Annotated in this window: 14 protein-coding genes; 9 read left to right on the plus strand and 5 right to left on the minus strand. The window is 52.9% G+C overall.

The window, feature by feature from the left end; translation table 11 throughout:
* The first annotated feature begins 327 nt into the window (after positions 1–327).
* Entirely contained in the window at positions 328–552 is a 225-nt protein-coding gene (locus tag KTH_RS00540; protein ID WP_497615799.1) for a hypothetical protein, read from the plus strand.
* A 21-nt stretch (positions 553–573) separates the two neighbouring features.
* Here the strand turns inward: KTH_RS00540 and KTH_RS00545 are convergent, their stop codons facing one another.
* Both KTH_RS00545 and KTH_RS00550 read right to left on the minus strand, forming a co-directional pair.
* On the minus strand, positions 574–807 hold the full coding sequence (locus KTH_RS00545; protein WP_497615800.1) for a hypothetical protein: 234 nt from the start codon (positions 805–807) through the stop codon (positions 574–576).
* Positions 808–1,402: 595 nt separating this feature from the next.
* Positions 1,403–2,287, minus strand: a complete 885-nt coding sequence (locus tag KTH_RS00550; RefSeq protein WP_497615802.1) for a sigma-70 family RNA polymerase sigma factor — start codon at positions 2,285–2,287, stop codon at positions 1,403–1,405.
* A 517-nt stretch (positions 2,288–2,804) separates the two neighbouring features.
* Between KTH_RS00550 and KTH_RS00555 the strand changes: the two genes are divergently transcribed.
* The 8 genes from KTH_RS00555 (at position 2,805) to KTH_RS00590 (ending at position 9,976) form a co-directional block, all read left to right on the plus strand.
* Entirely contained in the window at positions 2,805–3,206 is a 402-nt protein-coding gene (locus KTH_RS00555) for a hypothetical protein (protein WP_497615803.1), read from the plus strand.
* A 55-nt stretch (positions 3,207–3,261) separates the two neighbouring features.
* Entirely contained in the window at positions 3,262–4,476 is a 1,215-nt protein-coding gene (locus KTH_RS00560) for a serine hydrolase domain-containing protein (protein ID WP_497615805.1), read from the plus strand.
* A gap of 416 nt (positions 4,477–4,892) precedes the next feature.
* A complete protein-coding gene (locus tag KTH_RS00565) occupies positions 4,893–5,573 on the plus strand; it encodes a hypothetical protein (RefSeq protein WP_497615806.1) in 681 nt (226 codons plus the stop codon).
* Entirely contained in the window at positions 5,539–6,033 is a 495-nt protein-coding gene (locus KTH_RS00570) for a glycosyltransferase (protein ID WP_497623168.1), read from the plus strand. Before KTH_RS00565 ends, KTH_RS00570 begins: the two co-directional genes overlap by 35 nt.
* A 336-nt stretch (positions 6,034–6,369) precedes the next feature.
* On the plus strand, positions 6,370–7,434 hold the full coding sequence (locus KTH_RS00575; protein ID WP_497623170.1) for an epoxide hydrolase family protein: 1,065 nt from the start codon (positions 6,370–6,372) through the stop codon (positions 7,432–7,434).
* A gap of 466 nt (positions 7,435–7,900) precedes the next feature.
* Positions 7,901–8,371 carry a MarR family winged helix-turn-helix transcriptional regulator gene (locus KTH_RS00580; RefSeq protein ID WP_497615807.1) on the plus strand — a complete coding sequence of 157 codons (471 nt, stop codon included), beginning with the start codon at positions 7,901–7,903 and terminating at the stop codon, positions 8,369–8,371.
* On the plus strand, positions 8,350–9,159 hold the full coding sequence (locus KTH_RS00585) for an ABC transporter ATP-binding protein (RefSeq protein ID WP_497615809.1): 810 nt from the start codon (positions 8,350–8,352) through the stop codon (positions 9,157–9,159). Before KTH_RS00580 ends, KTH_RS00585 begins: the two co-directional genes overlap by 22 nt.
* Complete coding sequence (locus KTH_RS00590; protein ID WP_497615811.1) at positions 9,116–9,976, plus strand: ABC transporter permease; 861 nt, start codon at positions 9,116–9,118, stop codon at positions 9,974–9,976. Before KTH_RS00585 ends, KTH_RS00590 begins: the two co-directional genes overlap by 44 nt.
* A gap of 312 nt (positions 9,977–10,288) precedes the next feature.
* Here KTH_RS00590 and KTH_RS00595 read toward each other — a convergent pair whose 3' ends face one another.
* The 3 genes from KTH_RS00595 to KTH_RS00605 form a co-directional block, all read right to left on the minus strand.
* On the minus strand, positions 10,289–10,639 hold the full coding sequence (locus tag KTH_RS00595) for a hypothetical protein (protein WP_497615813.1): 351 nt from the start codon (positions 10,637–10,639) through the stop codon (positions 10,289–10,291).
* Positions 10,640–10,735: 96 nt separating this feature from the next.
* Positions 10,736–12,223, minus strand: coding sequence for a rhamnulokinase (locus tag KTH_RS00600; protein WP_497615814.1), 1,488 nt, complete (start codon positions 12,221–12,223; stop codon positions 10,736–10,738).
* Between the two features lie 163 nt (positions 12,224–12,386).
* On the minus strand, positions 12,387–13,922 hold the full coding sequence (locus KTH_RS00605) for an FGGY-family carbohydrate kinase (protein ID WP_170142379.1): 1,536 nt from the start codon (positions 13,920–13,922) through the stop codon (positions 12,387–12,389).
* Positions 13,923–14,016: the final 94 nt, after the last annotated feature.

Raw genomic sequence — 14,016 nt, forward strand, 5'->3', positions numbered from 1 at the left:
AATACCCGTTACATTTTAATAACTTGACAAGTCTTTTTCGTGCATATAAAAATATTTCCATCGAATTCATATATTTTTCTTTATATCTTCAACAACGAGATATCTGAAGAAATAAGCTCAAGTAAGAAAGCGAATAAGACTCAGGGTGGTTAAGGGTGTCACTCTCAAAGTGGTTGTTAAGAGGGAACCGGTCATGTTCGCCTTGTTTTTCCTGTTTTCCGATGCAGATAGAAGCACTTCTCATACAGAGATGCATATAAATAAAATACTGTCTTCTTGCAGAAGAAGAAGTGAAGAGAAACGATTCAATATGCCCCGCCTTGCCTGATGAGAAACAGGCCTATTTTCTCCCTGCCGGCGATCGAAAATTCATTCGAGACTATACTCCACTTTGCGCATCGGGAGCGTAAGGATAATCGCCATAGCCCTCAAGATGTACTGCGCGGCGCGCTGGCGCGTACTCTTCCTGCGCCTATCCTCGCCCGCATCTTCTTTGCAACAGAGTTTACTCGCCACCTGGATCGATCAGGATATATCCGTTTTCATCGGTGACGCTTCTATACAGAAGCCGGATTAGCCAAACAGGAAGTTCAGGTCAGCTTCTACACTAGCACACTCAAGATCGAGTATCAGGACACAGAGCAGGCTTTCTACACACTGGAATGGGAGGACAACAAGCACATCAAAGAGGTAAAGAACCCGCGCCTCATCAAGGCCGGCTATCGGTCGCCACAGCCCACCTTGTGGACACTCGGACCTGATGAATGGCTGCTCTTTCTGAAACTGCCCGACTATACGACAGCGCATATTGGTCCTCTGTTTATTCAATATTGCATGCTGAATTGGGAAAGAGGCGCCCAGAGAGACCCCAGGTGAAGGCTTGACCTTTCTCTTCTGAGGAAGACAGGACAGATCCTTCTCTGCCCTTTGCCGAATTGATAGTCTCTTGCTGATGAAAATACACTGTCCTTTCTACTAAAAATGCCTCTGCCCTTTCGTACTATATTTCCCACTCTCTGCTTTTTGCTCACTTTGGGCTGACTATCCCCTTTCAAACACCTTACAGCGAGGCATTACCCGTCAAACTTCGCTTTCGTTTCAAGTACCTGGATATGGAGGCCTGGCAATCAGTATCTCAAGTCCTGGCAACTCATGCGATTCACCCTTCCAGACCTGCCCTGCAATACACACACTCCTATCACCCTCATCCTCACCGCTCAGAGCATTTCCCCTGCTAAGACTTCTGCTCAATTTCTTCGGCCCCCGAGGACCGAAGAAGATACCCTTCTTCAGCCCTCCCCGAGAAGACATTCTGCATCGCCAGGTATCACCTGTCGGCATCCAGCATCCACTGAGAGGCAGTGGACCGTAAAAGCATGCTCGGTCGACAGACGAGGGATCGTCAGTCATCGAGGAGCGCAAGGTGTAGCTGGCGCAGACGGGCAGGATCTATGATTCCGGTGATTGCAGTGATCTTGCCTTCCTTGATCGTGAAATCGAGAGCACCAAACAATCGCCCGTACGGAGCCATAACAATTCCCACAGAGCCATTCACCAGCACAACACGGCATGCCTGCGCAACCTGACCACGCTTCACAATTAATCGTGCCAGAGCTGTTGCCCCGTGAATCTCACCCGGCACATCTGCATGTACGACCCGGGAATCGAGTCGGAACACTACCTCTGGATCAAGGACGGTAAGCAGCGCGTCAAAATTCCCGGTACGCGTTGCAGAGAGAAAAGCGTCAACTACTTCCCGGTTTGCGGTCAGATCTGCATCCTGCATATGAGCTTTTCCCCGCACGCGACGCCGAGCGCGGCTGGCAAGCTGCCTTGTTGCCGCCGGGGAGCGTTCTACTATTGGAGCAATCTCTTCAAAGGGCACGGCGAAAATGTCATGCAGCACGAAGGCAAGGCGCTCAGCGGGAGCAAGCTGCTCAAGTACCACCAGCAGCGCCAGACCCACCGAATCAGCAAGCTCCATCTCTTGCTCGGGGTCAATCTCCCCTTCACCACCTCTCTCGGCTTCAAATACCGACGCTTCCAGGGATTCCTCACGCCGCGATTTACGTGCACGTAGCATGTTGAGGCAGACTCGCGCTATCACTGTTGTCAGCCATCCTCCCAGATTCTCGATGCTGCCGGCGTCAGACCCGCTGAGGCGTAGCCAGGATTCCTGGACGGCATCCTCTGCCTCAGAAAGCGAACCAAGCATCCGGTAGGCCATCGCCAGTAAACGAGGACGCTCCATCTCAAATTGTTGTGCCAACAGAGAGGGTGTATTCATCGGTCACATTTCCTCATTTCGTTTTGTCATACTAATATACAGGAAATCTGGCCGATGTGGTTGGGACAGCTCAGATGGAACCAGATAGCATCCATTGCCCTGTCAAAGGGGGGATGCAGTAGGTCATCGAACGTCTCCAACTGCATAGCTCACCAGTTGTGTATTTCCATCGGTCACATTTCCTCGTTTTATTGTGTCATATAAATGACAAAGGAAATCTGGCTGATGTGACAGGAGACGTACGTCCGCTTGCAAGGCACTGTCCGAGTACCCGTCAATCAGAAAAGACGTCGACGGATCGACTTTTGTCTTTACATTAATACATCCTGATATATAGATAAAATAATCAGAGAGATAAAACAGCACATGATCAGCCCTTCAAAGCTTCTTCCTGTAACCGCAGAGAGCTTGCAGGAGAGCTCAAAGGCTATCGGTGTTGTAACTGTCCTCCAGGGACAGCACGTCATATATACCACCTGTAGACCTTACAGGAAGACAAGATAAGAGGGAGTTTGCTATGTCAATTCTTTTTCACATTCTGAAATGGGTAGGGCCCCTTTCCGGAGTAGGAGCAATCACACTCGGACTGTTGCACTGGTTTTTCCATATAAGCTTTCTTGAGCTTCACATGCTCTTTGGTTTTCTGGTCACTCTTTCCCTCCTACTCTCAGGCATTATTGCCCTGCTCACCAGAGGGATACGCGTTCTGGGGGCCATTGCCCTTGTCTTCGTCCTTATTGTCCCCGTGTTTGGTCTGACTCAGATGCTGATCTTCATAGGAGATTTCCACTGGCTGATTCAGATAGCTCATCTGTTGGTCGGAGTAGCCGCGGTGCAGATCATCGAGAAAATATGCAAGCACGCCCTACAGAACAAACAGAAGCCGGTCATAGGCAAAAAAGCAGTGAGTGTCTCTTAAAGCGATCACGTTCTATTCAATCAGAAAAAGTCTGATAGAAAGCTGGAGGAATGAAATGATAAAAACGAGAAACCTATCCAGAGCGCGTCTGGACCGTCTGCACAAATACATAGCAGGCTCTGTTGAGCGCGGTGAAATACCTGGCATCGTCACGCTGGTGAGCCGACATGGCGAAGTCCACGTTGATGCCGTAGGAAACAAGTCGCTTGCTGGTTCTGATCCGATACAGCGCGACACGATCTTCCGCATTGCCTCTATGAGCAAGCCCATCACAGCGGTGGCAACAATGATTCTGGCGGAGGAAGGTAAGCTGCGCCTGGGCGATGCCGTTGAGAAGTGGCTCCCCGAACTGGCTGACCGCAAGGTCCTCAAGCGCATTGACGCGCCACTCGATGAGACGGTACCCGCGCACCGCCCGATCACCGTGCGCGATCTGCTCACCTTTACGATGGGCTTCGGTCTGCTGTTTACACCTGCTGGAGCGTATCCGATCCTCAAGGCCGCCAACGAGCTTCAGATTGGCATGGCGCTGGCAGGGGCTCAACTTCAGGAAAAGCCCGATCCTGATGAGTGGATCCGCCGGCTGGGCACGCTGCCGCTCATGTACCAGCCCGGAGAACAGTGGCTCTACGGGATAGGATCCGAAGTATTGAGTGTGCTGATCGCCCGCGTCTCCGGCCAGCCGTTTGAGACATTCCTGCGCGAACGGATCTTTGAGCCGCTTGGGATGAAGGACACTGGCTTCAGCGTTCCGCCTGACAAGCTCCATCGCCTGGCAAGCAGCTACATTGCCGACCCGGCAACTGGAACCCTCAAACTCTTTGATGGTGTGCAGGAGAGCCGGTGGAGCCGTCCGCCAATCTTCCCGTCTGGAGCTACCGGGCTGGTCTCGACCATTGATGACTATCTGGCCTTCGGACAGATGCTGTTGAATAAGGGCAGGTATGGGAGCGAACGCATTCTCTCGCGCCCCTCGGTTGAGGCAATGACCACAGACCAGTTAACGCCAGCACAGAAAGCGGCATCGAGCCTGCCTCTGTTTCCCGGCTTTTTTGAGTCAAATGGTTGGGGCTTTGGCGTCTCAATGGTGACCAGACGCGATGATATTGCCTCGGTTCCCGGACGTTTCGGCTGGCTTGGCAGCATGGGCACCTCCTGGTTCTCCGACCCCAAAGAGGATCTGGTCGGGATTCTGCTCACGCAGCGCTCCCTCCCGCTCAACCTCTACTACGATTTCTGGACCCTGGTCTACCAGACTATCGACGATTGAGATAACCGTTTCGTCTCTGAAAGTTCATCAGGTCCTATGCCTGGTGAACTTTCACCCTTCCTCCGCAGGCAGGTGACGCTTGAGATTGCCAGGAGACATAAAGCGAAACTGCGGATTAGCCAGGCTATCTCAGGTTCTCTGACTTCCCGGCAGAATAAATGCTATGCCTGCCGGTCCACCTTCCAGGTCAGGATAACCCTGCCTACTCATTGCAGACAGATCACTCTCCCCCACGTCTCGCGATGATCCATACTGCGCCTGATACAGGGATTCAGCAGAATCATTATAGTAGACAAGATCAAGGATCTCAGAGCTATTTTCGTTCCAAAATTCGCAGATAAACAGGAGAATAATAAAAGTCGTGGTAAACTATATTCGTATATGCTTTATAGAAATTGAAGAGAGAAAAACGTATCATGCGAGTACTTATGCTCTCGAAAGCTCTTGTCGCAGGCACCTCGCAACGCAAACTGGAAGAGCTGGCGAAATTCCCCGATGTACAGCTTACACTGGTCACACCCCCTTACTGGCAACATGATAACGGCACGAAACAGATACTGGAAAAGCTCCACACTACAGGGTACCGCATGATCGTTACCCCCATGTCCTGCAATGGGAACTACCACCTGCACTACTATCCTCACCCGGGACAAATCATGCAAGAGGTACAGCCAGAAATCGTACACATAGACGAAGAACCATACAAGCTTGCAACGTTTCAGGCGATGCGTCTGGCCCGCCGTCACAAAGCCCGCACACTCTTCTTCACCTGGCAGAATCTCTATCGCAAGTATCCGCCACCATTCCGCCAGATGGAACGTTACAATTATCAACACGCTGATGCCGCATTGGCAGGCAATCAGGAAGCCGTTGAGGTTCTGCGTCGCAAGGGCTATCAGAAAGCGATATATGTGATTCCGCAGTTTGGCTTTGATATCGAAATCTACAAGCGTCGTGTTCCCCGTCCCCTTCGCACACCTGGTGCTCCCTTTATGCTGGGTTTCCTGGGCCGCCTGGTGAAAAACCAAAGGTCTGACCACTATCGTAGAAGCCCTGACCAGCCTGCCCAACTATTGTCAGGCTCTCTTCGTCGGTGACGGTCCTATGAAACGCGTCCTGGAAGAAGAGGCTGCACGGCTAGGAGTCAGCGACCGCGTCACCATCAGGCCAGGAGTACCCACCTACGAAGTCCCACAGGTACTTGCAGCATTCGATGTATTTGCCCTACCATCGCGCACTTTCCCTAACTGGAAAGAGCAGTTTGGCCGAACTTTAGCTGAGGCTATGGCCTGCGAAACTCCGGTGATTGGCTCCGATTCCGGCGAGATCCCTCATGTCATCGGAGATGCCGGGCTCGTTTTTCCGGAGGGCAACGCCCAGGAGCTGAGCAACCGTGTCCGCCAGCTTCTGGATAATCCCCGACTCTACGCCACTCTGTCCACAGCAGGGCGCCAACGCGTGCTAGCAAACTATACGCAGGAGCAAATTGCTCGCCAGACGTTTGAAGTCTATCAGTCTCTTCTGACATCCACTTTCAGGATGGTGAAGGACAGGTAATCGCGAAACTGGAAGGATAGAACCTCAGCTTTTCTAGCACCGTTTCGAGGCCCTTTCTTCGTACAAAAGGAGGTGAGGGACGGCATAACGCGGAGACACCTTTTCCACTATGCGATCAGCCCGACGAACATGCAAGAGAGCGACACACCCTGCACACGTTTCGTAGCAAGTCGTAGCAAGATAGAAGAAGTTTTGTGTCAAACAACCATGCTATGATTCTCGTGCATTGTTTGTGCACAATATCGAACGTGAAGAGATTTTTTAGGCAAGGAGCAACCAATTGTGATTACTCCATATACTGTAGCTATTCCCCAGGCAGACTTAGATGATCTTCAGATGCGGCTCTCCCGTGTTCGTTGGGCAAACGAGTTACCGGATGCAGGTAGCGACTATGGAGTTCCCCTTGCGCCGCTCAAGAGGCTTGTCAAGTACTGGCAGCAGGGGTATGATTGGCGAAAATGGGAAGCCAGGCTCAATACCTATCCGCAGTTTCGTACCACCATCGATGGAGAAAACATTCACTTTCTGCATGTTCGCTCCCCATTCGATGATGCTTTGCCGTTGATCTTAACACACGGTTGGCCAACCTCGGTGTTTGACTACCTTGATCTGATTGATCCGCTCACCGATCCAATCTCCTATGGAGGCAAAGAGACCCAGGCCTTTCATCTGGTCATCCCTTCGCTTCCCGGTTATGGCCTGTCAGGGCCCACCCGTCAGAGAGGTTGGAATAGCTATCGTATAGCGAGGGCCTGGGCTGAACTGATGCATCGTCTTGGCTATGAGCGCTATGGTGCAGCGGGGTCTGATGCTGGCTCGGTCATTTCTCCGGAGGTAGGACGCGCTGACCCTGAGCACGTCATAGGAGTCCATGTTACCGAGATTTTCTCTATGCCCTCTGGCGATCCTGCTGAGATGGAAGCCCTTTCCGAGAAGGAAAAAGAGCAATGGCAAAAGTTCCAGGAGTGGGTTTCTCACAAGGGAGCCTACCATCACTTACAGTCTACGGTCCCTCAGACGCTGGCTCATGCGCTGGCTGACTCTCCGGTAGGTCAGCTTGCCTGGAACTATCAGATCTATGGAGATGAGGTAAGCGACGACTATATCCTGACCAATGTGACGCTCTACTGGCTCACAAACACGGCTGCCTCGTCAGCGCGTTCTTATTATGAGGATGCTCATGCGGAGCAAGTCCCGACAGAACCAACTACTGTCCCGCTTGGTTTATGCAACTTTGCCGACGTCTTTCAGTCAATACGACGCTTTGCAGAACGCGATCATCAGAACATTGTCTCCTGGAATTTCTATGACAGAGGAAACCATTTTGCTACCCAGACGGCGCCCGATCTGCTCGTCAACGACATGCGGACCTTCTTTGAGATGCTACGAGAGCGCTCATGAGAAGGGCCCTGCATGGAGAGGGGGGATTATTCCCCTCTCGTCTTTTCCGTCAACCCGACGCTTGCTTTAGGTCACCTCTTTCTCGCTCAATGAAGGGGCTTTCAACGACTGCTTGCGAGCAATGAACCGCTGAACCATATGTCGAGAGTCCTCCACGAAAGGGAGACACATAACAAATCGCTGCAAATAGCGCTGCACTCTCTTTCTTTCCATCGGTACCCTTACATCAATTTCTTATTACCACGTCTTTACTTCACAGCATCACTTTTTGGCTCTTCAGTCTTAACTACCTCTTGAAAGAGGGCTGCTCGAAAACACGCGCCTTCCCCATAGAAGAGAGTAGTGAGAACCGTTCTTACCTGAAATACTGTCGTTGCCTGTGCAGAAAAGCTTCTCGATTCTACTTGACAAATTTACCTTGATGATCAATATAATTAGATATAAAGATTTTAATGGAGCAAGGTTTATGGCAACAGATCAATTGATTGATAGCGTTATGGCGCTGTATCACCTGATTCGCAAGACATCTCACCCGGTCAGTCGCGCCGAAATGACTCCTGAACAGTACTGGCTGCTTCGGCACCTCAGCCACAAAGGCGCGGTCAGCATCGGAGAACTTGCCGAAGCGCTTGGCGTCACTGGTAGTTCAGTCACGACAGCCTGTAAGCGGCTGGAGAAGGCAGGGCTTGTGCTACGCCAGCGCCAGAGCACTGATGAGCGTATGGTCCACGTCGTGCTCACAGAGGAAGGTCGGAAGCAGGTGGAGACATGGAAACAGCGCAAACGTGAGCTACTACAGGATCTGTTGTCTCCCCTGGATTCCGAGCAACAGGACACATTACAGCATCTACTGACACAGGTCTTAAAAAGAGCAGAGGAATCAGGCTACCCCGTTCAACTCAAAGGAAGTGATGCATGCAACACAGACAAAGCATGATTGAGGTCGTTGATCTCGTCAAGCAGTTTGGTGACTATACTGCCGTCGATGCCGTCTCGTTTCAGGTTGCTGAGGGTGAGGTGTTTGGCCTGCTTGGTCCCAACGGCGCGGGCAAAAGCACTACCATCAAGATGCTCACAACACTGCTCCCTCCAACCGGAGGACAGGCAACCGTCGTCGGCTATGACATCCTGCGACACGCAAACGCTGTTCGTCGCCACATTGGCTACGTTCCACAGGCGCTCTCGGCTGACGGCAGTCTGACTGGACGAGAAAACCTCCTGGTGTTCGCATCTCTCTATGACCTACCTCGTGCGACACGAAAAGCAAAGGTACAGGAGGTACTGACGTTCATGGGTTTGGCCGATGTGGCAGACCGATTGGTACGCACCTACTCCGGAGGCATGATTCGCCGCCTGGAGATCGCGCAAGCTATGCTTCACAATCCTCAGGTGCTTTTTCTCGATGAACCCACTGTCGGCCTTGATCCAGTTGCCCGCAAAGCCGTCTGGGAGCACCTGGAGCAGATACGCACTCAAACGGGTATGACCATTTTCCTGACCACGCACTATATGGAAGAAGCAGACAATCTCTGTGATCATGTTGCAATTATGCATCAAGGTAAAATTGTTGCACTTGACACACCCAACGCATTAAAAGCACAACTGAAGACACCCAACGCAACACTCGATGATGTCTTTGCCCATTATACCGGTAATACATTAGAGTCAGGAGGTAGCTACCGTGACACAGCCCGTACACGCCGCACAGCCCGGAGACTTGGTTGAACCCATCCCGCAACGGCATCCCTCACATGAGCCGTCATTCTGGTCCTCTTTTTTAAGCTTCTTTGAGAAAACCTTTACCCTTGTAGGGCTGGAAGTGCGCAAGATGCGTCACGATCCGACGGACCTGATTACCCGAGCCGTTCAGCCTGCTCTCTGGCTGCTGATCTTCGGCAACGTCTTCACCCATCTACGCGCCATCCCCACTGGAGGGAAGCCTTACCTCGACTTCATGGCTCCCGGCATTCTGGCACAGAGTGTGCTCTTCATCTCCATCTTTGCCGGTATTGCAATTATCTGGGAACGTGATCTCGGTGTCGTGCACAAGTTCCTGGCAAGCCCCACGCCCCGCATCGCGCTGGTTCTGGGAAAAGCCCTCGGAGCCGGAATTCGTAGCCTTGTGCAGGCCTTCTTCATCTACCTGCTGGCGCTTATCATGGGGGTACAGATGAACTGGAACCCTCTGGCCCTTCTCGGGGTCATCGTGATCGTGCTCATGGGGGCCTCATGCTTCTCAACGTTCTCGCTTATCATCGCCTGCCTGGTAAGATCACGTGAGCGCTTTATGGGCTTCGGTCAGGTGCTCACAATGCCGCTTTTCTTCGCCAGTAACGCCATTTACCCTGTTGCAATTATGCCACCCTGGCTTCAGGTAATCGCCCATAGCAACCCGCTCAGCTACGAGGTAGACGCGTTGCGCGGGCTGATGCTGGCAGGCGGTGATCTATCTATGGTATGGCTCGATTTCCTCGTTCTCTTCGTGGTAATGACCGCGCTCGTGCTCATAGGTGCCGCGCTGTACCCGCGCGTCGCTCAATAGCATTGTTTCGCCTTCACCCGAACTTGATCGAACGATCACCTTTTCAGGGCGCTCTGCTCCTGCCTTTCGAGGAAGCATCGAACAGGAGCAGAGACACTTCTATCCTTCTCGAAGTATCAGCAGGAGAAACCATTTCGCTTGCTGGTTCCAGCAACAAACCAATACCGCGTACTATCGCTTTTCACCTGAGAGCAGCAGTGCTCTGGCTGCTAAGGAACGCGCCATTCATCTCCATGTCTGAAGCCCAGGGGTCTTCTGGCGCGCTCAAGATAATAAAGAAGGGATCTTCAATACCAGCATGGTCATATACACTCAAGGCGCGTGAAACTCCGCAATGACCTCTATTTTGCCAACGATATTCCGATTGAATTCGTCAAGCTCTTCGGCAGGAATCCAGTATTCTTGATGAATGGCGCTCCCAACTGTATGGATCTCATAGCGCTGAAGGAAGCCCGTCTTGACAGCAAACCGCGTCACATAACCAGCGTTGCCATCCCTTGCATTCCAATCACGCGCAATCTGGGTTGCATATTCTTCAGAAAGAACCGGGTAGAAAATAGGCTGCCAGAAGAGGCGAGGGGGAAAAGCTGCATAGCCACTCTCGCGAATCAGCTTTAATTCTTCCGAGCCAACCGGTCGAAAGAGAACAGTCGTGTCATCCATCTCTCTTCTTCTCCCTCCTGAGCTCTCTGAAATGCGAAGATAGCAAGCCACTCATCATGCATGAGCCCTTGCACCTTCGCGGATCACCTCCCACACTCAAACACTTTCGTTCTGCCCGGTGACCTCACAAAAGCGCAGGTAAGCATCGTTCCAGCGCTCATTCATGATCGGCTCATAGACCTGCGCCGGAAACGAGCGATGCACAATCCGACGTGCCTGCCGCCAATCACTGATATAGCCCAATGCCTGATACTGGGTCAGGAGATTCCCGATCGCCGCCGCCTCCTGTGGACCGGCCCAAACAGGACGCCCAAGCGCAGAGGCGAGACAGCGACAGAAAGCGACATGCTCAGCGCCTCCACCCACGATATGCAAGCGCTCAAAATAGTTCCCGGTTAACCGCTCAATACGCTCCAGCACAAAACGGCAGCGAAACGCCAGACTTTCAACAATACAACGCAGAATTTCACCCTCTGTCGTTGGAACGGGTTGGCCGCTCATCTGACAATAGAGCTGAATCTGTTGTGGCATATGGAGCGGTTGGTTGAACATCGCATCATCGGGATTAATAAAAGAGCGCAGTTCCGCCGCCTGCTCGATGAACCGCAGCTCTTCAGGGTACGAGATCAGCTTTCCTTCACGTCTCCACGCTCGCTTACACTCTTGAATCAGCCAGAAGCCAGTCAGGTTCTTCAACAAGGTCGTCGTGTGTGCGACCCCACCTTCATTAGTAATGTTCCATGTATAGGAGTTATCATTTATCGCTGGCTCTTTCAGTTCGGTGCCAAGCAGGGAAAGGGTACCACTGCTCAAATAGGCAAAATCGGGTTGCAGAGTTGGAACTGCCGCGATCGCCGACGCTGTATCATGCTCAGCCACCGCGATGACCGGCACTTCAGAAAAACCAACCTCGCGGGCGATCTCAGGAAGCAGCGGACCGGCTACAGTCCCCGGCTGTACCGGTTCCAGAAAGAGGTGGGGGGGAAAGCCAAGCCGTTGAATCAGCTCACGATCCCAGGTACGGGTATAGGGATTACCAAGCTGTGTGGTTGAAGCAATAGTCCACTCGCTCTGGCGCGTTCCGGTCAAAAAATAACGCAACAGCTCAGGCATCATCAGGAGCGTTTCGGCCTGTTCAAGCTGGAGTGGAGCCTTACTTTTCAGGGCATACAACTGATAGAGCGTATTCATCGAGAGAAACTGAATACCCGTCCGGTGATAAATCTCCTCGCGAGGAATCTGCTGCCAGACCTCTTCCATCATGCCCTGAGTACGGGTATCGCGATAGTGATAGGGCATCCCGAGCAGCTCACCGTGTTCATCGATCAGGCCGAAGTCCAGCCCCCAGGTATCAACTCCAATGCTCTGTACATCACCATGTCCCTGTAAACGCGCTGCGATCAAGCCCTGTTTCATCTCATGGAACAGGCGCAACACATCCCAGTACAGCCGCTGATGGACTCGTACAGGTTCATTCGGGAAACGGTACACCTCGGTAGCAGTCAGCAGCTCGCCATCAAATTGCCCGACAACGACACGCCCGCTACTCGCACCCAGGTCAAAAGCCAGAGCCTTTACGCTCATTACACAACCAGCTCCTTTCTCAGCACGAACCCCTGAAGATATACCACCATTATAAAGCTTTTTTCAGCCAATTGACAGTGGTTGAGCTTGCTTCAAGAATCTCGCAGGGATTCTACCCAAGGAGCAGACCTGGTGGCCAGAGCACTGAAGCCACCAGGAACAATTAGCGAGGTTGCGCAGCGCGCTGGAAGAGAGGAGCCAGCGCACGATAGGTTTCTTTGTAGAGCTCATATCCCTCAGTATAGAGCGCGTACCGGGAAAGATCCGGCTCGATCGTTCGGCTTGGGTGCACCATTGATTGACTGGCTTCCTGGAAATCCGCGAAGATCCCCGCGCCAACGGCAGCACACATTGCACTCCCGAGCGAAACCGCGTCAGAAACCTTTGTCAGGGTAATGGGGAGCCCGGCAACATCAGCCAGAATCTGGAGCCACAGAGTACTGCGGGTGCCACCACCACAGGCCACAATGTTCTGTGTTGGCACTCCGAGTGCATGCAGCTTTTCCAGAATATGACGGTTCCCGTAGGCAGTCCCTTCATAGATAGCACGTAGCAGGTGACCAGGTCCATGATGAGGCGTCAGCCCCCAGATAGTCCCACGTGCATGCGGATCTTTGATCGGTGTGCGACTTCCCTGCCAGAAATCAAGCACAGTCAGCCCTTCGGCTCCGGGAGCCACCGCCGCCGCCGCGTCATCCGCCGCTATATAGCGCTCGCTCCCCTGCGGAAGCTTCTCGCCAAAGAGATCAAGCAGCCAACGTACCGATCCGCCGGTACTGGTCTGTCCGGCTTCCAGCGTCCAGTCTCCCTGCACCACCGCATCCTCAAACGGGCCCCACAATCCAGGATCGAACACCGCCTGCCGGGATTGGACAAGTTGACAGGTCGAGGTGCCAGTCACCAGCGCCAGGGTTCCGGGCGTCACCACACCCATGCCAACCATACCGGCATAGGCATCAATGCCGCTCATCGAGACCGCGATACCTTCACGCAACCCTAGAAGCTGTGCGCTCTCCGCGTTCAGCTCACCAACTTTGCCGCCCATTGGAACCACCGTGCTGAAAAGCTTCTCGGGTAGATCTTCCAGTCCCACGGCATGCATCAGGGAGCGAGGCCAGCCCGCCGGTACATCCTCCGTCGCGTTCACGCGATAGTGCCATTTCGCCACAGCACTGTTCTGAGGAACGGCCTGACTTCCTGTGAGCTTCCAGGCAAGCCAGCTCATCTGCTCCACAAGATAGGTTGCCTGCTGCCAGAGTTCAGCATTGTTCTCCTTGAGCCAGAGTGCCTTAGGCAGTGGCCATTCAGCAGGAACATCCATCCCGCAATAGCGCAGGACTGCATCCTGTGTCTCCGTCAACCGCTTCGCCTGGGAGGCTCCGCGCAAGTCCATCCAGATCAGACTATTGGTGAGAGGAGTTCCCTTCTCATCGGTCAGGAGAATATTACAGGGAGCATCGATCGCCAGTCCAATCACCCGCTCTCGCGCCCCAATGTTGGAAGCAAGACAACCCTGTACCGCCGTGACCAGCGCATTCCACCAGTCCTGTGGGCGCTGCTCTGCCCAGGCCGGTGAGGGATAAAGCGTCTCATAACTTTGATCGTAGAAACTGACCGCTTCCCCTTCCAGGGTAAAGAGGCCCGCACGGATTCCTCCTGTACCGGCATCAATCCCCATAACCAGATCACCGCTGAACATAAAAATACATCCCTCCTTAGCGACGTCGCCCGTATCAGGCATGCGACACTGCACTTTTTTATCGTGAAGCACACAGAAGCGACCTGCACAGGCA

The organism is Thermosporothrix sp. COM3 (assembly GCF_059696735.1).